Source organism: Acrocarpospora catenulata, assembly GCF_018476525.1.
Classification (GTDB): domain Bacteria; phylum Actinomycetota; class Actinomycetes; order Streptosporangiales; family Streptosporangiaceae; genus Acrocarpospora; species Acrocarpospora catenulata.
In genome coordinates, this window is the sequence record NZ_JAHCST010000023.1 from 1 (window position 1) to 19,321 (window position 19,321).

Consider the following 19,321-nt stretch of genomic DNA (forward strand, 5'->3'; position numbering starts at 1 on the left):
GAATGGGTTCCCGGGGAACCCCCACCCACCCACCCGTATGACCCTCCGGGTCCGGGCCCGGCTCCGCCGGAACGGCCAGCCACCGTTGCGGCACACGAAATCGTTACCGTGGGGCGCTGATGGCCGCCGCGCGTACGCCGTGCCCGCGGAGCCGGTCGGTGGCCTCGGCGAACTCCCCCACCGACCTTCGGTCGGGGACCCAGGCTCCGTCGGGCGGGTGGCTTGCCCACCCGTGAAGCGTGCTTGCCGCTGAGCTACTGGCAGACCTTGGCGACCTGCTCGATGGTGTCCGTGCCGGTCTTGATGGCGGTCTGGGTGGCCTCGATGGACTTCTTGCCCTTGCCGATCTCGATCGCCTTCAGGCGGTCGGCGAAGTCCTGGACGGCCTGCTTGATGGTGGCGTCGCTGATCGCGGTGGCCTTGCTCTCGGCCTCGGTGACGGCGGCGGCGACCTCGGCCTCCAGTTCCTTGGGCTTCTCGGCCAGGGCGCTGAACTTCGAGAGGTGCCCGCCGATCATGACCGGCACCTCGGAGCACTCCTTGGGGAGCTGCGCGGGGGTGGCCTGGGCGCCGCAGCCGGAGAGCACCAGGACCGACAGCGCGAGCTTGGCGAGGGTACGCATGCGCGGCACCCTAGCGACCGGGGCGTCAACCCTCACGTTCGCGGCGCATCACCGCAGGACGGGCCCTGAAATATTCAGCGGAGCAGGAAGGCGGCCGATCCGCCCACCACGGCGAGGGTGCCCAGCCAGGCGATCAGCGCGTCCGTCCGGTGGTCCAGCGGGAGCCCCTCGGCCACCGCCTGGCGCACCCGCAGGTCCCGCAGGCCGGTCCGGGCCAGCAGCACCGCCCCGGCCAGCGCGCCCAGCCCGAGCAGCACCGCGCCGACCGGCCCGCCGCCACCGCGGAGCCCGGTGCCGCCGACACCCAGCGCGATGGTGGCCAGTATCGCCCCGGTGCGCACCCAGGCCAGCCGGGTGCGTTCCCGGGCCAGGCCGTCGCTCATCTGCTGGTCACGATCAGCACCAGCGCCAGCACGGCCACGGTGGCCACGCCGTACCCGAACAGGGGGGCCAGCCGGGGCGGCGGGAGTGGTTCGGCGCGGCGCAGGGCGAGTTGCACCCGGCGCCAGCGGGGGTAGGCGAGCAGCGCGGCGAACGCGGCGAGCACCACCAGCATGACCGCCAGCGTGGTCCGCACCCAGCCGGTGAACAACTGCTCGGGCACCGCCGCCATCGCGACCCCGCCGGCGCAGAGCGCCAGCGAGGTGCTCAGCCAGGTCAGGTAGGTCCGCTCATTGGCGAGCGTGAACCGGGGGTCAGGCTCGTTCCCTTCCATAGAAAAATAGGATATTTCACCACAATTCCCCTAGGGAATCAGGCGCATGCCTTGGTGAGGGTGTCCGCCCAGGCGAGCGAGTCGGTGGCCAGCTTCTGGAGCGCGTCCACCGCGTCGTTGGCGTCCTTGACGTTGAGGCCGGACAGCTTGTCCGCCACCCCTTCCGCGGCCTCCCTGAGCGTGGTGTCGGCCGCCTGGTCGGCCAGATTCTGGAGCTTCCGCGCCCCTTCGTTGAGCGTCTTCTCCACCTCCGCCGGGTTGTCGACCAGGCTGGTGACCTTGGAGACGGTCTCGGTGACGATGCCCACGGCCTCCACGCACTGCTGGGTCTTCTGGGCGGTGTCCTGGGCGTCGCCGACCAGCCCACATCCCGTCATCAACACCGCTACCAGGGAGATCGCAGAAAGGGGGAGAGCTCGCATGCCCGTGACTCTAATGCACGGAACGAAACAACAGGCGTACCACCTGGAGCCGGTAGGGTTCGGCCCGCCACCACCGCCACAGATGCGGCCGCGCGTCCCGGCCCCGCCCGTGCCGGACCAGCAGCTCCCCGTAGGCGCGGTCGAAGTCCAGCCCGCGCCGGAGCACCTGCGGATGGGTGGCGCTGTGGTGCCGCCACACGTCGTAGGAGCCGAGCATGATGCGGTCGGTGTCCTCGGAGAGCTGACCCTCGGCCAGCCGGTACTCGGCCGGTGAGTCCGGATTGTGCACCGCGCGGTGGCCGGCCTTCACGAACCGCCACATGAACTCCTGGTCGTCCCCCACCCGGAACCGCTCGTCGAACCCGAGCTCGCGGGCCACCGAGGCGCGGATCAACGTGAAGCTGGGCTGCATCCACGACCCCGCGCACATCGCCTCGATCGAGTCGGGGAACACGAAGTCCGGAATCATCGACATGGTGTGCCAGCGCCCGCCGGCGCCCTGCCTGCGGCCGTCGCACATCACCAGGTCGGCGCCGGGATGGGCGGCCAGCACGGCCAACTGGCTCTCCAGATAGCTGGGCTCCCACCAGTCGTCGCTGTCCAGCAGCGCGATCCAGGTCCCCGCCGCGGCGGCGAGCCCGGTGTTGCGCGCGGCGGGCGGCCCGCCGTTGGGCCGGGTCAGGTAGCGCACCCGCTCCCCGTACCGGCGGCGGATCTCCGCCTCGGTGCCGTCGGTGGACCCGTCGTCCACCACGATCACCTCACGGTCGGTCACGTACTGCCGGAGCGCCGACTCGATCGCGTTCGGCAGCACCCTTTTTCTGTTGTACGTCGTGATGACGACGGAGACCACGGGAGCCACGCGATCATTATCGAGAGAGCGCTTACTCGTGTCTATTGGCCTGCCTTCAGCTCGGGCTCTCGTTAGCCCATAACGTTATCCGCATAGCACCATCGCCACGTTTCGCCGGGCTCGAAGGAACTGATCACGGGGTGACCGGTCTCCTTGTAATGGGCGGTGGCGTGCCGCATCGGCGAGGAGTCGCAGCAGCCGATGTGCCCGCAGCTCAGGCACCGCCGCAGGTGAACCCAGCGTGTCCCCATCTCAAGGCACTCGGCGCACCCCTCGGACGTCAACGCCGGCGGATCTCCCGCCGTCTCCAGATGTTCACAGGTCCACATAATCCGATGCTACGTCGGACCGCAATCAGCCATCCCACGGCATCCTTCTTCCCTAGTCGTATGTGGGGTTTGCCCGGCCGCGGCCGGGCCGGCCCGCCGGAGGCGGGCCCAATGTCACAGCTAGTCGCGTTCGAGGATGGCCTCTTCGAAGTCGAGTTCGGCCATCACCCGGCGGAGCACCTCGTCGTCGATGCGGCGCTGGTCGCGCATGCGTACGAAGACCTCGCGCTCGGCGGCCAGCATCTCCCGGCGCAACCGCCGGTAGACGGTGGCGGGCGTCTCCTCGCCCGCGGGGCCGGTGCCGCCGCCGAGTCGCTCCCAGGCGTGCAGGGCGCTGCGCTCGGCGCGGGTGCGCAGCTGCTCCACCACCGGCTCGTGCACCTCCAGCACGCCCTCGGCCACCAGCTCGTCCAGCCGGGCCAGGCCCGCGGCGACCGCGGCCTGCTGGGCGGCGGCCTCGGACAGGTTGTCCTCGTACCGCTCCCGCTCGTTGGACACGCCCAGCTTCCTGATCAGCCACGGGAAGGACAGGCCCTGCACCACCAGGGTGCCGATCACCACCGCGAAGGTGAGGAAGAGCAGCAGGTTCCGCTCCGGCAGCCCGGCCACCGGCAGCGCGAAGGCCGCCGCCAGGGACACCACGCCGCGCATGCCCGCCCAGCTGACCACGGCCACGTGCTGCCAGGGCACCTTGGCCTCCCTGGCCCGCCACCGCCGGGACACCACCCTGGGCAGGTAGATGGTGGCCACCATCCAGATCGCCCGGGCCAGCACCGCCACCAGGAACAGCGCCACCGCATAACCCGCCACCTGCCAGGGGCTCTCCCCCTCCAGGCCGCGCACCAGGACCAGCAGTTGCAGGCCGATCAGCGCGAACACGATGGACTCCAGCACGAAGTCCATCACCTGCCAGACCGCCCGGGAGAGCAGCCGGGTACCGTAGCCGGTGCTGCTCATCAGGTGTCCCAGGTACACGCCGACGATCACCACCGAGATCACCCCTGAGGCGTGCACCACCTCGGCCGCCATATAGGCCACGTACGGCACCAGCAGCGAGAACGCGTTGGCGACCAGGGCGTCGCGGATCCTGAGCAGCGCCCGCCCCGCCAGGTAGGCGATGACCATGCCGATCACCAGGCCGACGCCGGCCGCGTACAGGAACTGCCCGGCCGTGGAGAGCAGGGTGGCGCCGGTGCCGACGATCACGCCCACCGCGACCCGGTAGGCGGTCAGCGCGGTGGCGTCGTTGAAGAGGCTCTCGCCGATCAGCACGGTCATCACCCGCCGGGGCAGCCCCAGCCGCCGGCCGACGGCCACCGCCGCCACCGCGTCCGGCGGGGCCACGATCGCGCCGAGCGCCAGCGCGGCGGGCAGCCCCAGGCTGGGAATCAGTGCGTACGCGGTGAGCCCGATGGTGACCGTGCTGAACAGCACCAAGCCGACCGCGAGCAGGAACACCGGGCGTCGCACGTCTCGCAGCCGCAGGTAGGAGCTGTCCAGCGCGGCCGAGTAGAGCAGCGGGGGCAGGAAGACCAGCAGTACGATCTCGGGGCTCAGCCGGTAGTCCGGGACACCGGGGATGACCGAGACGACCAGACCGGCCAGCACCAGCAGCAGTGGTGCGCTCCAGTCCATCTTCCGGGCCAGCCCGGCGACGGCCAGCGCGCCCACGGGCAGGAGCAGCAGTTGCAGCGCCGAGGAAGCGTCCATCAGACGGTCATCGTAACCGTCCCGTAGGCCTGCTCAGACCCCGCTCACCACTCGCGCTGGTCGTCCCGGTCCGGCGGCCGCAGGCGCTCGCCGGTGGCGTACATCTGCTCGTTCTGGAGGTAGGGCCGGGGGCCGAGGCCGAGCGGGTCGTTGGGGTCCACGGCGGCCGGCTGCGGCGGGTACTGCTGCTGCTGGTAGTGCTGCTGGCCGGGGTACTGCGGCTCGGGCTGCTGCTGGTAGCGGTAGTCCTGCTGCTGGTACTGCGGCTCGCCCTGGTAGGACGGGTACTGCTGCCCGCCCTGGTACGGCGGCTCCGGCTGGGGCTCCGGATCGAACTGGTAGGCCGGGCGGCCGGGGATCGGCGAGGGGAACTGGTAGACCGGCTCGGCCGGAACCTGCTCGTACGGCTGCGGGATCTCCCGGGGGGCCTCGCGCTCCCTGGGCACCGGGATGTGCTCGCGCGGCCCGGAGTCCACGGCCACCAGCCGGTCCCGGTTCTCCCGGCCCGGGGCGGCGGGGTTGCCGCGGGCGACTAAGACGTCGTTGGGGCCGAGCGCGGCGGCCGGGGCGACGGGCTGCGGCTGCGGGTAGGCGGGTTCCTGGTAGGGGACTTCCTGGTAGCCCTGGTCCGGGTAGCCCTGGTCCTGGGGACGGACGTACTGGCCGGTGCCGGGGTAGTCCCCGTACTCGGCCAGGTTCGGCTGGGGGAACGGGCCGGTGCCGTCCACCGGGACGTGCTGGCCCGGCTGGCCGGGGTCGACGCCGCCGCCCGCCTCCGCGTACCCGACATCCAGGGTCTCCAGGAGTCGGCCGACGTCGGTCATGGGCATCCGGAAACTGGCCGTGCACATCTCGCCGCGCCAGAGGCTGAGCACGAGGGTTCCCTCGTGCCAGGTGACCCGGAGTACCCGGTCCTGACCTCGGGCGTCAAAGAAAACCTCGCCGAACGACGGCAGCGGGACAACTTCCGACATGACAGACATGGTGCCTTTACCTGCCCTTATCCGTCCACTCGACCTCTAGAAACACTACAAAAACGCCTATCCCACCTATGACGGACCCCCCACTTTTGGGGCGGGTAGATCGTCTTTGACCTAGCAGCCCGTGGGGCCAGTGTGCCACGGCAAGGCGATCGCGGGCCCGCGAACTCCGGGATGTGGCGCCTCGGTCACAGTCCGATAACAGGGCGGGCGACGAATGTCGGTGCCGGGCGGTACGGTTCTTCCCGTGCCAGAACCCGGAACCGATCTCGACCTGCCCCCCGTGGAGGACCTGCTCGCCACCGCCGTCCGCGAGCTCGGCGGCGCCGAGCGCCCCGGCCAGGTGAGCATGGCCACAGCGGTGCACGACGCGCTGGCCAAGGGCGAGCACCTGGCCGTGCAGGCCGGCACCGGAACCGGGAAGTCGCTGGCCTACCTGGTGCCCGCCATCCGCCACGCGGCGGACACCAGGACCGCGGTGGTGGTCTCCACCGCGACCATCGCGCTCCAGCGCCAGCTGGTCGACCGCGACCTGCCCCGGCTGGCCGAGGCGCTGGACGGCGTGCTGCCGCACAAGCCGGAGTTCGCCATCCTCAAGGGCCGCCGCAACTACCTGTGCCGCCACAAGGCCACCGTGGGCATGCCGGAGGACGAGGCCGACCAGCTCTTCGACCCGCGCGAGGTGAGCGCCACCGGGCGCATGGTCCAGCGCATCCAGGAGTGGGCCGAGGAGACCGAGACCGGCGACCGCGACGAGCTGGTGCCCGGGGTCAGCGAGCAGGCCTGGCGGCAGTTCTCGGTGAGCGCCAGGGAGTGCCTGGGCGCCCAGCGCTGCCCGAGCGGCGCCGAGTGCTTCGCCGAGCTGGCCAGGGAGCGGGCGGGCCAGGTGGACGTGGTGGTCACCAACCACGCGCTGCTGGCCATCGACGCCATGGAGGAGTTCGCGCTGCTGCCCGAGCACGAGGTGGTGGTCGTGGACGAGGCCCACGAGCTGGTCGACCGGGTCACCACGGTGGTCACCGACGAGCTCTCCGACGCCGTGGTGGCCACGGCGGCGCGCCGGGCCGGGCGGGTGATCGAGCAGCACGTCGCCGACCGGCTCCAGGAGGCGGCCGAGGACCTGCAGGCCCTGCTGGCGGCGGCCCCGCCCGGGCGGGTCGACGAGCTGCCGCAGTCCCTGGGCATGACGCTGGCGCTGGTCCGGGACTCCGCCCACGCCTGCCTCACCGCGATGGGGCCGCGCAACGCCGACCGCGGCGCCGACAAGGACAACCCCGAGCAGGCCGCGCTGCGCCGGGCGGCGTTCACCTCGCTGGACGAGGTGCACGACACGGCCGTGCGCATGCTGGACGCGTTCGGCGCCGAGAGCGAGGTGGACCGGGCCGAGGTGGTCTGGCTGGAGGAGGGCCACGGCCGGGTGGCGCCCACGCTCAAGGTCGCGCCGCTCTCGGTCGGCGGCATGCTCGGCGAGAAGCTGTTCGGCGAGCGCACGGTCATCCTCACCTCGGCCACGCTGGCGCTGGGCGGCACCTTCGACGGCATGGCCGCGCAGTGGGGTCTGGACCGCGACCGGAAGAGCAAGAAGGGCAAGTGGACCGGGCTTGACGTGGGCTCGCCGTTCGACCACGCCCGCAACGGCATCCTCTACGTGGCCAGGCACCTGCCCCCGCAGGGGCGGGACGGGCTGCCGGAGGCGTACCTGGAGGAGATCTCCGAGCTGGTGGAGGCGGCCGGGGGGCGCACGCTCGGGCTGTTCTCCTCGATGCGGGCGGCCAAGGCGGCCACCGAGGCGCTCCGCGACAAGCTGGCGGTGCCGCTGCTCTGCCAGGGGGACGACTCCACCGCGCAGCTGGTGAAGAAGTTCGCGGAGGATCCCGAGACCTGCCTGTTCGGGACGCTGTCGCTCTGGCAGGGGGTGGACGTGCCAGGCCCGTCGCTGACCCTGGTGATCATCGACCGGATTCCGTTCCCCCGGCCGGACGACCCGCTCACCTCGGCCCGGCAGCGCCACGTGGCGGCCAAGGGCGGCAACGGCTTCATGGCCGTCGCGGCCACCCATGCCGCGCTGCTGCTGGCCCAGGGCGCCGGGCGGCTGCTCCGGTCGATGGCCGACCGTGGGGTGATCGCCGTGCTCGATCCCCGGCTGGCCACCGCCCGTTACAGCGGCTTCCTGCTCGGCTCGCTGCCGCCGTACTGGCGGACCACCGACCCGGCCACCGTGCGGGCGGCCCTGCGGCGGCTGACCGCCGACTGACCGGATCCCCGGAGAGCGCTCTCATCAGTCGGGGAAATCGGTCAGCTCCGGGCGTTTGGCGGTCACGTTGTCCCCGGAGGAGGTGCCCCGCAACCGGCGGCCGATCCAGGGGCCCAGGTGCTCGCGGAGCCAGCGGGTGTCCTCCTGGCGTTTCACCTGGGGGTCCACCCGCTCCCTGGGCGGCCAGGTCTTGCGCCAGTCGTCCTCGCCGGGCATGCCGAGCACGTCCAGCACCCGGGCGGCGACCAGGCGGTGCCCCTCCTCGTTCATGTGCAGCCGGTCGGCGCTCCAGGCCCGCCAGTCACGCAGGCCCTGCATCGACCACTGGTCCACCACCAGGCAGCCGCAGAGGTCGGCGATCGAACGCAGGTGCAGGAAGTAGGTGGCGAACTTGCCCCTGGCCCGGCGCATGATCGGGGTGTCCCGCGGGTCCACGCCGGTGAACAGCAGTACGTCGGCGCCGGTGCCGCGCAGCTCACGCACGGCCGCCGCGACCTTCTTGGCCATGCGGTCGGGGTCGCTGCCCGGCCGGAGCAGGTCGTTGCCGCCCGCGCAGAAGCTGATCAGGTCGGGCCGCATGGCCAGCGCCACCGGCACCTGGTCGGCCACGATCTGGTCGATCAGCTTCCCGCGCACGGCCAGGTTGGCGTACCGGAAGCCCGGCTCCCGGGCGGCCAGCTGCTCGGCCACCCGGTCCGCCCAGCCCCGGAACCGCCCGTCGGGGCCGGGATCGTTGAGCCCCTCGGTGAAGCTGTCACCCAGCGCGACGAATGACCGGTAGCGCGTCATGGCCGCCAATCCAACCCGCCTAACCTGGGAGTGCTCATTCGGCCGACTGGGCGATCGCGCGGAGCGCCAGCACGTACGACTGAAGTCCGAAGCCCGCGATGGTGCCGGTGGCCACCGCCGCCACCACCGAGGTGTGCCGGAACTCCTCGCGCGCGCTCGGGTTGGAGATGTGCACCTCCACCAGGGGCGCGGTGCGCTGCGCGATGGCGTCGCGGAGCGCGTAGGAGTAGTGGGTGAACGCGGCGGGGTTGAGCACCACCGGGATCCTGCCGTCGGCGGCCTCGTGGATCCAGCCGACCATTTCGGCCTCGTCGTCGGTCTGCCGGACCTCGACCGCCAGCCCCAGCTCCTCCCCCGTCTTCCGGCACAGGTCGGCCAGGTCCGCGAAGGTCTGCGCGCCGTAGACGTCCGGCTCGCGGCTGCCCAGCCGCGCCAGGTTGGGCCCATTGAGCACGAGCACCGCCCGCATGGTCACTCCCTAAACAGAGATCTGGAAGAAGGCCGCCTCAAGCAGCTCTTCCGGGGGGTCTTCCAGCCGGGACACCTGGGCGATGTCGTCCAGCACCACGAAACGGAGCTTGGCGCCGCGGGCCTTCTTGTCGATGCGCATGTGGTCGCGCAGGCGCGGCCAGGCGTCCCGCCGGTAGCCGGTGGGCAGGCCGACGGCGGTCAGGATGGCGCGGGTGCGGTCCACCACGGCGTCGGGGGCGCGGCCGGCCAGCCGGGAGAGCTCGGCGGCGTAGACCAGGCCGATGGCCACGGCCTCGCCGTGCCGGATGCGGTAGTCCTCGGCCCGCTCGATGGCGTGCGCCAGCGTGTGGCCGTAGTTGAGGATCTCCCGCAGGCCGCTCTCCTTCAGGTCGGCGCCGACCACGTCGGCCTTGACCTGGATCTTCCGCTCGATCAGCGCCCGGGTGTGCTCGCCCTCCGGGGTGCGGGCACCGGCCGGGTCGTCCTCGATCAGCATGAGGATGGTGGGGTCGGCGATGAAACCACCCTTGATGATCTCGGCGAGCCCGGCCACGTAGTCCTCGCGCGGCACCCCGGCCAGCGTGTTCAGCTCGCAGAGCACGCCCTTGGGCGGGTGGAAGGAGCCGACCAGGTTCTTGCCCTCGGGGGTGTTGATCCCGGTCTTGCCGCCCACCGCCGCGTCCACCATGGCCAGCAGGGTGGTGGGCACCTGGACCACCTGGACGCCGCGCAGCCAGGTGGCCGCCGCGAAGCCCGCCAGGTCGGTGGTGGCGCCGCCGCCGACGCCGACCACGGCGTCCGAGCGGGTCATCCCGTACCGCCCGAAGGCCGACCAGAGCTCGGCGGCCACCTCGGCGGTCTTGGCCCGCTCCCCGTCGGGGACGGGCAGGCCGAGCACCTCGTACCCGGCCTTCTCCAGTTCGGCGCAGACCGGGCGGGAGAGCTCAGGCAGCGGGGCGGGGTAGATCACGGCGACCGTGCGCACCCCGTCGGCGAACAGGCCGGGCAGCTCGCCGAGCACGTCGGTGCCGACCACCACCTCGTACGGCGACTCGCCGCGCACCTGGATCCGGGAGGCGCTCATCGGGGGCCGCCCAGGGCCAGGGCGATCTCCTCGGCGACCTCCTCGGGCTCCCGGTCGTCGGTCGCGACCGCGAGGGTGGCCAGGTTCTCGTAGATCGGGCGGCGCTCCTCCATCAGCCGGCGCAGCTGGCTGCGCGGGTTGAGCACCAGCAGCGGGCGGGCGGTGGCCAGCCCGACCCTGCGCACCGCCTGGTCCAGGCCGACCTGGAGGTAGACGACGGTGTGCTCGGCCAGCAGCTGCTGGGTGGCCGGGTTGAGGATGGCCCCGCCGCCGACCGAGAGCACGCCTCCGTGCCCGGCCAGCGCCTCCCGGACGGCGACGGCCTCCAGCTCGCGGAAGCGCTCCTCGCCGTCCTCCACGAAGACGTCGCTGACAGACTTGCCCGCCACCGTCTCGACGTCGGCGTCGGTGTCCCGGAACGGGAGGTCGAGCCGCTCGGCCAGGAGCTGGCCGACGGTGGACTTGCCGGAACCCGGCGGGCCGATGAGCACGGCCGTCGGGCCGCTCCGAACCGAATCCATGATCGTGCCTTTACTTGATGACCATTGAGGAGAGGTAGCCGGCCAGGTTGCGGGCCACCTCCTCGACCGAGTCGCCGCCGAACTTCTCCACCGCCGCGTCGGCCAGCACCAGGGCGACCATGGCCTCGGCCACGATGGCCGCCGCCGGGACCGCGCAGACGTCGGAGCGCTCGTGGTGGGCCTTGGCGGCCTCGCCGGTGAGCACGTCGATGGTGGCCAGCGCCCTGGGCACGGTGGAGATCGGCTTCATCGCGGCGCTGACCCGCAGCGGCTCGCCGTTGCTCATGCCGCCCTCGACGCCACCGGCCCGGTTGGTGATGCGGCGCACCCCGTCGCGGGTGTTCTCGATCTCGTCGTGCGCCCGGGAGCCCGGACGGCGGGCGGTCTCGAAGCCGTCGCCGACCCCCACGCCCTTGATCGCCTGGATGCCCATCAGGGCCCCGGCCAGCCGGGCGTCAAGCCGCCGGTCCCAGTGGGTGTAGCTGCCCAGGCCGGGCGGCAGGCCGTAGGCTACCACCTCGACCACGCCGCCGAGGGTGTCGCCGTCCTTGTGCGCCTTGTCGATCTCCGCCACCATGGCGGCGCTCCCTGCGGGGTCGAAGCAGCGCACGGGGTCGGCGTCGATGGCCGCCAGGTCGCCCGGGCCCGGCAGTTCGGTGGCGGGGCTGGCGGCCGAGCCGATGGAGAGCACGTGGCTGATGATCTCGACGCCGAGGGCCTGCTTGAGGAAGTTCTTGGCCACCTGGCCGAGGGCCACCCTGGCGGCGGTCTCCCGGGCGCTGGCCCGGTCCAGCACGGGGCGGGCGTCGTCGAAGCCGTACTTCTGCATGCCGGCCAGGTCGGCGTGGCCGGGGCGGGGGCGGGAGCGCGGGGCGTTGCGGGCCACGCCCTCCAGCAGCTCGGGGTCGACCGGGTCGGCCGCCATGACCTGTTCCCACTTGGGCCACTCGGTGTTGCCGATGCGGATGGCGACCGGGGAGCCGAGGGTGCGGCCGTGGCGCACGCCGCCGACTACGGAGAGCTCGTCCTGCTCGAACTTCATCCGGGCCCCGCGGCCGTAGCCGAGCCGGCGCCGGCGCAGGGCCTCGGCCAGTTCGGCCGTGGTCACCTCCACCCCGGCGGGCAGCCCTTCGAGGATCGCGACGAGTTCGGGGCCATGGGACTCCCCGGCGGTCAACCAGCGCAACATGACACCAAGTCTTCCACGGGTACCACAGTGCGACCGCCACACGTCCCATCAGTCAAGACAGTGGAACTTTCCCTACTTCCAGATGAGCACGGCCAGCAGGGCTCCTGTGATCATGAAAGGGCCGAACGGGAAGGCGGTCCGGCGTGTCGCCCTTTTCGTCGCCAGCAGGCCGAGGGCGTACAGGGCGCCCAGCAGTTGTCCGCCCACTCCGGCCAGCACCGCCGTGTTCACGCCGACCGCGCCCGAGAGCAGGCCGAGCAGCACGCCCAGCTTGACGTCCCCCAGCCCCACTCCGGCCGGACTGGCCAGCCAGAGCAGCAGGTAGACCCCGCCGGTCGCCAGCCCGCAGGCCAGTCCCATGGGCAACTGGCCGGTCGGCGCCAGCAGCCCGGCCACCACCAGGTACGACGGCAGGGTGACCACGTCCGGCAACCGGAAGGTCCGCCAGTCGACCAGGGTCAGCACGGCCCCGGCGGCCACCCCGTACAGCAGGGCCGGCAGCAGCGGGCTCCCCCAGAACCGCCAGCCCACCAGCCCGAAGACGACCCCGGTGACCAGCTCCGCCAGGTACGGCCTGCGCGGCACGGGCGCCGCCGTGCGGAAGGCCAGGACCGCCTCCTGCCGGGCGTCCTGGGTCTCCTCACCGAACCCCGCGGCCAGCGCCCGCGCGTAACTCCCGGCGACACCCCCGGCCAGTACGAGCCCCCCCAGCCCAATCCAGAACACCCGGTGACCGTAACCTCTGCCCGGCCCTCACGAACGGCGAAGCCGGAAGTGCGGCCATCGCCTGCGTTTGGAGTCCACCTTCAGCACGGTCACGTCGGGTCCGGACAGCTCCGCCAGCGAGGCGGGGTCGGCGATGGCGGCCAGGGCGCGCAGCATGGTGCCCTCGACGGTGAACGGGACAGGACCGGCCACGTCGATCACCACGGCGGCGGCGTTCTCGTGCAGGGCGGCCTGGCAGACCTGAGGGGTGCGCGACTGGATGGGGCGGGCGTCCGGTCGCCAGCGGGCGAGGGCCTCGCTGCCCGTGAACGCCAGCACGGCCTCCCGGCCGTCCCTGCCGACCAGCTTGGGCAGGGCCATCTCGCTCTCCTTCTCCTGACGCAGCCCGTGCGCGCCGACCTCGGACTCGGTCAGCAGGGCCACCACAGGGACCAGCAGGCGGGCGGTGCTCAGGGCGGAGAGCACCTCTGCGGCGGAAGCCGTACCGGCCTGGTAGGCGGTCAGAGCGGCGGCCACGGCCGGGTCGGGGCTGCCGTCGTCGGCGGGAAGGAGCGGATTCGGGATGCTGGGCACGTCTGGCGAGGATACCCGGGGGGGCGGTCGGCCCCCCCGGGACGGGTCAGCCGAGATCGGCGATGGCGATCACCGGGCCGCCGCCGCTGGGGCCCTGGTGGACGGCGGCGACGCTGACGAAGACCGCCGGGTCGCCGGTGACGCTGGCCGCCACGCCGCCCACGGTGGCCTTGATCTGGCGGTGCCAGTGCACGTCGGAGTCGTCCAGCATGATGTTGCGCCGCCCGCGCACCTGTCCGGTGGGGTCGGCCTCGCACTTCATGAACAGGTTGACCAGGCGGTCGCCCAGGTCGCTGGGGTGCGGGCGGTCGGGCAGGTCGATGCCGCTGTCCCGGATGGCGGCCCAGATGCCGTCGGCGTCCAGCGCGTCCCGCATCACCGAGTGCCCGGCGCGGTACCTGCCGCCGATGCCGCGCACGTTGCCGACCACCACGATCTGGGCCCGGTCCAGTTCGACCCCGCTGGAGCAGGAGGCGACCGAGGAGTAGAGCGAGAGGTCCTTGTGGATCTGCTCGGCGCTCGGCATCTCGATCTCGCCGAGGGCGACCGCGATGCCCAGCGCGGTGGTGGAGTTGGAGATGTCCATGGAGAGGCCGGTCTCCTCGGTGATCACCTCGTGGCCGCGCGACTTGGCGTCGTTGATGGTGGCCAGCGTGAGCAGCGGCGTCTTGGTCTGCACGTAGTGCACGTCGGCCGGGTCGTCGATACCGGCGATCTTCATGGCCTCGCGGACCCCGGCGGCCACCTTCTCCACCATGGCCGGGCGCCCGATGTCCTCCGGCAGGATGACCTCGCTCATCGCGATGCCCACGCTCAGCCGCGGCTCGTCGGTCGGTACGGCCTTGGCCGGGTCAATGGTGGCGAAGACGGTGGCATGCGGGCTGAGCACCCCGTCGGTCCCCCCGGACCAGACCAGCGGCACGCTCTCCGGCGAGGGATGCCCCTTGGCCGCCAGCACCTCGCGGAAGGCCCGGTCGGCCAAAATCCGGGTGTAGTCGTTCACCCCGCCGTTGCCCTCGGTCTTGCCGATCACAGCGAGCACCCGGGCGGCCTCGATCACCCCGTCGTCGATGAGCCTGGCCAGCCCCGACGCGTCGGTGACGCTCTCGATGGCGACCTTGCGCACCTCAATAGGATCCGGCATCTAACTCTCCGTTACCCTCGTCCCAATATTTCCTGACAAAGCGTCTTTTATGTGTTCAAGGGAGGTGATGACGGAGCAGCGTCCGCCGTCCTCCACGAAGCGCAGGGCCGCCTCGACCTTGGGCCCCATGCTGCCGCTGCCGAAGTGCCCAGCCGTCTGGAGCTTCCGCAACTCCGCCACGGTGACCGCCTCGATCGGGCGGGCTTGTGGCGTGCCGTACCCGATGACGGCGTTGGGCACGTCGGTGGCGATCACCAGCACTCTGGCCCCCACCGCCCGGGCCAGCACAGCCGCCGCCAGGTCCTTGTCGATGACCGCCTCCACCCCGCCGAGCCGCCCGTCCGCTCCCCTGGCCACCGGCACTCCCCCGCCGCCGGCGGCGACGATCGTGTAGCCGGCCTCCATCAGCGTCACGGCCGTGCCCGCGTCCAGGATCTCGATCGGCCGGGGCGAGGGCACCACCCGGCGCCAGCCCCGCTCGAACTTCCGCCAGGTCTGGCCGAGCCGCTCAAACTTGCGGGCCTCCTCCTCGGAGAAGTACTGCCCGATTGGTTTGACCGGATCGGCGAACGCCGGGTCGTCGACGTCCACCAGCGTGCGGGTGACCACCGTGGCGGCCGGGATGGGGTCCAGCGCGTTCATGATGAGCGTGCCCAGGGTGCCCTGGGTCTGCGCGCCACACCAGTCCAGCGGCACCGGCGGCACCACGTGCGCGGTGAGCTGGTTCTTCAGCAGGATGTTGCCCACCTGCGGCCCGTTGCCGTGGGTGAGCACCACCTGGTGTCCCTCCCTGATCAGGGCGGAGACATGCGTCATGGCCAGTTCGATGGCCCGCGTCTGGTCGGCGGGAGACGCGCTCCCATCCGGAGCGGTCATCGCGTTCCCGCCGAGCGCGATCAGTACGCGTTCACCCACAGTGCGAAACTAGCCGGGCCCCCCAGCCCTGGCATGGGCGACTCTCGCCCACCAGAGCCATTTCCGTCGGCATATTTCACCAAGTACGGCCCCCGCAGGGCCCTCCGGCCGTGGCGACCAGGTCCCGGTTGGGCAGGTCCAGCTCCACGGTGGCCAGCGTGATGTGGTCGTCGTCCTGCCCCGGCGCCTTGTGGTGGCAGACGCCTCCGGCGTGCCGGGACATCACCTCTTTGACCTTCTCCGTGCTGGGCTCGGCGGTGTGCCCGCGCAGCCCCCGCCGGAGCAGGTCGCGCCGGATCAGCGTGCCGGGATGCTGACGGGGAAAAGGGTCGTGCGGCACCACCCTGGGGTCCAGGAAGTGGTTGGTGTGCACGAGCATGCCGTCGTCCTCGGGGGTGGTCCACCCCGGGCCGCCCGGGTGAAGCTCGGCGGAGATCGCCGTCTTCCCGTCCTCGCCGTAGGAGACCAGGTTGAGCGAGGAGGAGGCCGAGACGGGGGCGTGGGCCAGCAGATACGCCGCCGAGGTGACGGTGTCGCACTCGTCCAGCACCCGGCGGGCGGCCACGTGCACCGGCAGGCCGATGCCGTCCTCCCCGTCGTCGTCGTGGTGGAGCCGGGTGAACAGCAGGCCGAGCCCGGACCCGTTGACGCCGATCTTGCCGACCACGCCGTACTCGGTGAGCGTCTTGGTGACCCGGCCGTCGGCGTGCGGGATCGTCCACACCAGCCAGCCGTCGGCCATCTCCCGCATCCAGTCCCAGGTCTGCACGGCCACCGGCGGGCTCTGTTCGTCCTCGCCGAGCAGCACCACGGCCGAGCACTCGCTCGCCGGCGGCCCGTCCAGCAGGGCGAGGATCTCGGTGCGGGCGTTGATGGCGGCGATGTCGGTGACCGGGAGGCGCGCCCCCTCCGCGATGCCGGAGATCTCCTCGGCCAGTTCCGGGGCCCACGCCTCGATGGCCTTCAGACCGCGGGTGCCGAGGTCGTCGATGTCCACGTGGAGGCCGCCGCGCTGGTGAAACACCTGACGGTAGAGGTCCACGGTGCGGGCCACCTGTACGGCGTGGGCCCGGCCGAATTCGTGGCCGCGATCGAAGGGGTCGTTGACTGAGGAGGTGTAGGCGCGGATCACGATATTCAGCATCTCATTTCGTGACACCCCGAACTCGCTCCGAAATGTGATCCTCATCACGTCGTCTGAGCAGTGGCTCAGGCGTCGACTGCGATCCAGGTGGCGTGACTGGCGGCTACCAAGCGTCCGGACGGCTCGTAGATCCCCGCTGAGCCGTACAGTTTGCGGCGTTCTGTACCTTCTGACCTGGCCACGATGGTGTAGGTAGTTCCCGGGAAGAGTGATCCGTACACCCGGGCGGTGAGGCGGCCGAGCAGCGCGACGCGGCCGGCGACCAGGTGCACCCAGCCGGTCGGGCAGTCCAGGGCGCCCCAGACGTGGGTGAGCGGGAGGGTGGCCGACCACTCGGCCAGCGCGGGGTGGGCGTACCAGAGCGCGGCCAGCTCGCCGGGGCGGTCGGTCGGGACGGGATGCACCCGCAGACCGTCGCCGGGCTCGCGGTGACCGCAGACGAAGCAGCCGGGGAAGGGGTGGCTCCGCTCGCCGGGGAAGGCGCCGCGGATCCGGCCGGGGTCGATCATCGGGGGCGGCTCCAGCACGGTGTCCACGGGGCGGGCCTCGACCAGCAGCTGGTCGCCGTCGTAGACGTGGACCGCAGAAGGGTGCTTCTCCAGGCGGACCTCGGTGTCCAGGGGGGTGGCGGCGCGCAGCGTCACCTCGACGGTGGTGCCCGGCGGGAGGTAGCTGGCCGCGTGCCCGGCGATCCAGCCGCCGTTGGCCCGTCCGTCCGGCCCGCGGAACTGGTCGGAAATCTTCATTGCTCCAGGGTGCCGGATGTCACTTAACACGTACTTCACGATGGCTTGCCGGCCCTTCGTCGCGCGATCCCGCCCGTTTACCGAAAAGCCCCGATTTTTCGGGATTGAGAGCGCTCCCACACAGCCGGACATTGGCTAGGATCTCGAAAAATATCGTCCAGAACCGGGAGCCGTCCTGACATGAATGCTCCGAAGATCGACACTTCGGTGCCGCATCCGGCTCGCGTGTACGACTACTGGCTGGGCGGGAAGGACAACTACGCCGCCGACCGCAAGGTCGCCGAGGCCGTGATCGCGTCCACCCCCGGGGTGGTGCTGGGGGCCAGGGAGAACCGGGCCTTCCTCGGCCGGGCGGTGCGGTACCTGAGCGAGCAGGGCGTCAGCCAGTTCCTGGACATCGGCACCGGCATCCCCACCGCGGGCAACACGCACGAGATCGCCCAGTCGATCAACCCGGCCGCGCGGGTGGCGTACGTGGACAACGACACCATCGTGATGGTGCACGCCCGGGCCCTGCTGAACAGCACCCCCGAGGGCAGGACCACCTACATCGAGGCCGACCTCCGCGAGCCGGAATCCATCCTCGCCCACCCGGACGTGCTGCACGTGCTGGACTTCTCCCAGCCGATCGGCGTGATCATCGTCGGCACGCTCATGCACATCCGGAACGAGGACGACCCGTGGGGCGCGGTCAAGCAGTTCACCGACGCCACCTGCCCCGGCAGCTACCTCGCCATCACCCACCTGACCGCCGACTTCGCCCCCGAGGCGATGGGCGCCCTGGCCCGCAGCTACAACACCGGCCCCCTTCAGATGACCAACCGCACCGCCGAGGAGGTCAACCGCTTCTTCGACGGCTTCGAACTCGTCGAACCGGGCCTGGTCTGGGCGTCCCGCTGGCACCCCGACAAGCCCATCCCCGCCGACGCGGTCCCTGGGGCGTACGGCGCGGTGGGCCGCAAGCTCTGACGCACCGACGGTCATCAGAACGGGTAACCGTACGGGCGTTCCCGCACGTGATCGTAAATCGCGCGCAACCACGGCCGACGAACCTCCGGCAGCCGTGCCAACGTGTGGAGGAACGTGCCCCCGCTGGCCCGGAAGGAACGATTCGGCAGCAGCGGTGGGGGGTCGTCACGATAGACCCCGTCGGGTAGCCCTCCAGAGACAGGGACAAGCTGCCGGCCGGGGTTGAAGGCCAGATATGTCCACACATCGGCGGCCAGCGGCACCGTCGTCCCCGGACCGTGCGGCCAGACCTCGCCAGTCTGCGGATGCCGCGGGACCAAAGAGATGTCCGCGACCGGGGCGGGCAGGTCCGGTCCAGCCAGTCCCAGGGTCTTTCCCAGCGCCCCCGGAGGGAGCAGGGCATCGAGCACGGGGCGGAACACGTCGGCGAGAAGACCGGCGGGTACGACAACCCGCCTACCATCCGAGGCGGCCAGCACATGGGCCGACGCCACCGCGACCGCAGCCTCCCATACCGCGCTCCACCACCCCTCCGGCTCAACCGGCGGTGTTTCCGGCAGTTCCTCCCAGCTGAGCACTCGGCGAGCGGGTCCCTCGACCGCGTCGACACGACATACGGCGCGTGGGTCCAGCCACACCACCTGCCAGTACGTGCAATCGTCGATGCGCGTGGCCACGTCGCGCCCGCACTGCGCACAGGCCAGGTTCGGACCGGTTCCGCCGTCCAGACCGAGACAATAGCCCTCACATCGCTCGGGAATCAGAACGGTTCCGCGAACGTCGCCCGGTGCGACCGCGACGGCTCCCGCCGGCCCGTGCGACAGGGCGTGGACCGGCGCGTACACACCACGGGCCTCGGCGTCCTCCGCCCTGATCTCCTCCCACGGCCGCCGCGGAGGGCCGAAATGCTCCGGATTGACGGCGTATGTGCCAGGCTCCATGAGCGCGGGAAGCAGCTCATGACCATACCTCTGATGGGTATGGACGGGAAGCGCGACCTGCGACAAAGGGGCGGTCAGCACGGCACCACAGCCCGCACACGCGAACACGGCCATGCAGCCCTCCCGTCCTCACTGTTTCGGATGATCCTGCCGCAGGTTCACTCGTGGGGCACCTGGCGGTGCGATCCATACAGCGGGCGCTCGAAACCCAGATGCATGTGGC

22 protein-coding genes are annotated in these 19,321 nt (G+C 71.4%); 2 read left to right on the forward strand and 20 right to left on the reverse strand.

Features of this window, described 5'->3' with window-relative positions:
* Positions 1 to 254: 254 nt before the first annotated feature.
* From KIP79_RS23360 to KIP79_RS23395, 8 genes are all read right to left on the reverse strand, one after another.
* The gene (locus KIP79_RS23360; protein WP_214107040.1) at positions 255 to 623 is read right to left on the reverse strand and encodes a DUF8711 family protein; all 369 of its coding nucleotides are present in this window, start codon (positions 621 to 623) and stop codon (positions 255 to 257) included.
* A gap of 74 nt (positions 624 to 697) precedes the next feature.
* On the reverse strand, positions 698 to 1,006 hold the full coding sequence (locus KIP79_RS23365; RefSeq protein WP_214107041.1) for a DUF202 domain-containing protein: 309 nt from the start codon (positions 1,004 to 1,006) through the stop codon (positions 698 to 700).
* Positions 1,003 to 1,338, reverse strand: a complete 336-nt coding sequence (locus KIP79_RS23370; protein WP_214107042.1) for a YidH family protein — start codon at positions 1,336 to 1,338, stop codon at positions 1,003 to 1,005. The genes KIP79_RS23365 and KIP79_RS23370 overlap by 4 nt, the downstream gene beginning before the upstream one ends.
* 38 nt (positions 1,339 to 1,376) lie before the next feature.
* Complete coding sequence (locus KIP79_RS23375; RefSeq protein ID WP_214107043.1) at positions 1,377 to 1,760, reverse strand: DUF8711 family protein; 384 nt, start codon at positions 1,758 to 1,760, stop codon at positions 1,377 to 1,379.
* Positions 1,761 to 1,770: 10 nt separating this feature from the next.
* Positions 1,771 to 2,622, reverse strand: a complete 852-nt coding sequence (locus KIP79_RS23380; protein WP_214107044.1) for a glycosyltransferase family 2 protein — start codon at positions 2,620 to 2,622, stop codon at positions 1,771 to 1,773.
* Between the two features lie 62 nt (positions 2,623 to 2,684).
* Positions 2,685 to 2,942: a ubiquitin carboxyl-terminal hydrolase 14 gene (locus KIP79_RS23385; protein WP_214107045.1), complete on the reverse strand. Its 258-nt coding sequence runs from the start codon at positions 2,940 to 2,942 to the stop codon at positions 2,685 to 2,687.
* A 120-nt stretch (positions 2,943 to 3,062) separates the two neighbouring features.
* The gene (locus KIP79_RS23390; RefSeq protein ID WP_214107046.1) at positions 3,063 to 4,652 is read right to left on the reverse strand and encodes a Na+/H+ antiporter; all 1,590 of its coding nucleotides are present in this window, start codon (positions 4,650 to 4,652) and stop codon (positions 3,063 to 3,065) included.
* A 44-nt stretch (positions 4,653 to 4,696) separates the two neighbouring features.
* On the reverse strand, positions 4,697 to 5,626 hold the full coding sequence (locus KIP79_RS23395) for a hypothetical protein (protein WP_214107047.1): 930 nt from the start codon (positions 5,624 to 5,626) through the stop codon (positions 4,697 to 4,699).
* Positions 5,627 to 5,879: 253 nt separating this feature from the next.
* Here KIP79_RS23395 and KIP79_RS23400 point away from each other — a divergent pair, with 253 nt between their 5' ends.
* Positions 5,880 to 7,886, forward strand: a complete 2,007-nt coding sequence (locus tag KIP79_RS23400; protein WP_372453653.1) for an ATP-dependent DNA helicase — start codon at positions 5,880 to 5,882, stop codon at positions 7,884 to 7,886.
* Between the two features lie 24 nt (positions 7,887 to 7,910).
* On the opposite strand, the gene KIP79_RS23405 is transcribed toward KIP79_RS23400, so the two are convergent.
* From KIP79_RS23405 to KIP79_RS23455, 11 genes are all read right to left on the reverse strand, one after another.
* A complete protein-coding gene (locus KIP79_RS23405) occupies positions 7,911 to 8,675 on the reverse strand; it encodes an SGNH/GDSL hydrolase family protein (RefSeq protein ID WP_214107049.1) in 765 nt (254 codons plus the stop codon).
* Positions 8,676 to 8,709: 34 nt separating this feature from the next.
* Positions 8,710 to 9,144, reverse strand: coding sequence for a type II 3-dehydroquinate dehydratase (aroQ, locus tag KIP79_RS23410; protein ID WP_214107050.1), 435 nt, complete (start codon positions 9,142 to 9,144; stop codon positions 8,710 to 8,712).
* 9 nt (positions 9,145 to 9,153) lie between these two features.
* Positions 9,154 to 10,230: a 3-dehydroquinate synthase gene (aroB, locus tag KIP79_RS23415; RefSeq protein ID WP_214107051.1), complete on the reverse strand. Its 1,077-nt coding sequence runs from the start codon at positions 10,228 to 10,230 to the stop codon at positions 9,154 to 9,156.
* A complete protein-coding gene (locus tag KIP79_RS23420) occupies positions 10,227 to 10,751 on the reverse strand; it encodes a shikimate kinase (protein WP_214107052.1) in 525 nt (174 codons plus the stop codon). Before KIP79_RS23420 ends, aroB begins: the two co-directional genes overlap by 4 nt.
* A gap of 10 nt (positions 10,752 to 10,761) precedes the next feature.
* Positions 10,762 to 11,940: a chorismate synthase gene (gene aroC / locus KIP79_RS23425; RefSeq protein WP_214107053.1), complete on the reverse strand. Its 1,179-nt coding sequence runs from the start codon at positions 11,938 to 11,940 to the stop codon at positions 10,762 to 10,764.
* A 72-nt stretch (positions 11,941 to 12,012) separates the two neighbouring features.
* Positions 12,013 to 12,666 carry a prepilin peptidase gene (locus tag KIP79_RS49595; RefSeq protein WP_214107054.1) on the reverse strand — a complete coding sequence of 218 codons (654 nt, stop codon included), beginning with the start codon at positions 12,664 to 12,666 and terminating at the stop codon, positions 12,013 to 12,015.
* Positions 12,667 to 12,693: 27 nt separating this feature from the next.
* Complete coding sequence (locus KIP79_RS23435) at positions 12,694 to 13,239, reverse strand: SseB family protein (RefSeq protein WP_214107055.1); 546 nt, start codon at positions 13,237 to 13,239, stop codon at positions 12,694 to 12,696.
* Positions 13,240 to 13,285: 46 nt separating this feature from the next.
* On the reverse strand, positions 13,286 to 14,383 hold the full coding sequence (gene bar / locus KIP79_RS23440) for a barbiturase (RefSeq protein WP_214107056.1): 1,098 nt from the start codon (positions 14,381 to 14,383) through the stop codon (positions 13,286 to 13,288).
* Positions 14,384 to 15,298 (reverse strand): carbamate kinase, encoded by a 915-nt coding sequence (locus KIP79_RS23445; RefSeq protein WP_308169850.1) that lies wholly within the window; start codon positions 15,296 to 15,298, stop codon positions 14,384 to 14,386. It abuts the gene before it with no gap.
* 76 nt (positions 15,299 to 15,374) lie between these two features.
* Complete coding sequence (locus KIP79_RS23450; RefSeq protein WP_214107057.1) at positions 15,375 to 16,442, reverse strand: C45 family autoproteolytic acyltransferase/hydrolase; 1,068 nt, start codon at positions 16,440 to 16,442, stop codon at positions 15,375 to 15,377.
* 65 nt (positions 16,443 to 16,507) lie between these two features.
* Positions 16,508 to 17,188 (reverse strand): hypothetical protein, encoded by a 681-nt coding sequence (locus KIP79_RS23455; protein ID WP_214107058.1) that lies wholly within the window; start codon positions 17,186 to 17,188, stop codon positions 16,508 to 16,510.
* Between the two features lie 180 nt (positions 17,189 to 17,368).
* Between KIP79_RS23455 and KIP79_RS23460 the strand changes: the two genes are divergently transcribed.
* Positions 17,369 to 18,157 (forward strand): SAM-dependent methyltransferase, encoded by a 789-nt coding sequence (locus KIP79_RS23460; RefSeq protein ID WP_214107059.1) that lies wholly within the window; start codon positions 17,369 to 17,371, stop codon positions 18,155 to 18,157.
* A 14-nt stretch (positions 18,158 to 18,171) separates the two neighbouring features.
* On the opposite strand, the gene KIP79_RS23465 is transcribed toward KIP79_RS23460, so the two are convergent.
* Positions 18,172 to 19,212, reverse strand: a complete 1,041-nt coding sequence (locus KIP79_RS23465) for a hypothetical protein (RefSeq protein ID WP_214107060.1) — start codon at positions 19,210 to 19,212, stop codon at positions 18,172 to 18,174.
* Between the last annotated feature and the right edge of the window lie 109 nt (positions 19,213 to 19,321).

Coding starts and splice junctions, on each gene's coding strand:
- KIP79_RS23360 (WP_214107040.1), bottom strand. CDS start 623: ATGCGTACCCTCGCCAAGCTCGCGCTGTCGGTCCTGGTGCTCTCCGGC.
- KIP79_RS23365 (WP_214107041.1), bottom strand. CDS start 1,006: ATGAGCGACGGCCTGGCCCGGGAACGCACCCGGCTGGCCTGGGTGCGC.
- KIP79_RS23370 (WP_214107042.1), bottom strand. CDS start 1,338: ATGGAAGGGAACGAGCCTGACCCCCGGTTCACGCTCGCCAATGAGCGG.
- KIP79_RS23375 (WP_214107043.1), bottom strand. CDS start 1,760: ATGCGAGCTCTCCCCCTTTCTGCGATCTCCCTGGTAGCGGTGTTGATG.
- KIP79_RS23385 (WP_214107045.1), bottom strand. CDS start 2,942: ATGTGGACCTGTGAACATCTGGAGACGGCGGGAGATCCGCCGGCGTTG.
- KIP79_RS23390 (WP_214107046.1), bottom strand. CDS start 4,652: ATGGACGCTTCCTCGGCGCTGCAACTGCTGCTCCTGCCCGTGGGCGCG.
- KIP79_RS23395 (WP_214107047.1), bottom strand. CDS start 5,626: ATGTCGGAAGTTGTCCCGCTGCCGTCGTTCGGCGAGGTTTTCTTTGAC.
- KIP79_RS23405 (WP_214107049.1), bottom strand. CDS start 8,675: ATGACGCGCTACCGGTCATTCGTCGCGCTGGGTGACAGCTTCACCGAG.
- aroQ (WP_214107050.1), bottom strand. CDS start 9,144: ATGCGGGCGGTGCTCGTGCTCAATGGGCCCAACCTGGCGCGGCTGGGC.
- aroB (WP_214107051.1), bottom strand. CDS start 10,230: ATGAGCGCCTCCCGGATCCAGGTGCGCGGCGAGTCGCCGTACGAGGTG.
- KIP79_RS23420 (WP_214107052.1), bottom strand. CDS start 10,751: ATGGATTCGGTTCGGAGCGGCCCGACGGCCGTGCTCATCGGCCCGCCG.
- aroC (WP_214107053.1), bottom strand. CDS start 11,940: ATGTTGCGCTGGTTGACCGCCGGGGAGTCCCATGGCCCCGAACTCGTC.
- bar (WP_214107056.1), bottom strand. CDS start 14,383: ATGCCGGATCCTATTGAGGTGCGCAAGGTCGCCATCGAGAGCGTCACC.
- KIP79_RS23450 (WP_214107057.1), bottom strand. CDS start 16,442: ATGCTGAATATCGTGATCCGCGCCTACACCTCCTCAGTCAACGACCCC.
- KIP79_RS23455 (WP_214107058.1), bottom strand. CDS start 17,188: ATGAAGATTTCCGACCAGTTCCGCGGGCCGGACGGACGGGCCAACGGC.
- KIP79_RS23460 (WP_214107059.1), top strand. CDS start 17,369: ATGAATGCTCCGAAGATCGACACTTCGGTGCCGCATCCGGCTCGCGTG.
- KIP79_RS23465 (WP_214107060.1), bottom strand. CDS start 19,212: ATGGCCGTGTTCGCGTGTGCGGGCTGTGGTGCCGTGCTGACCGCCCCT.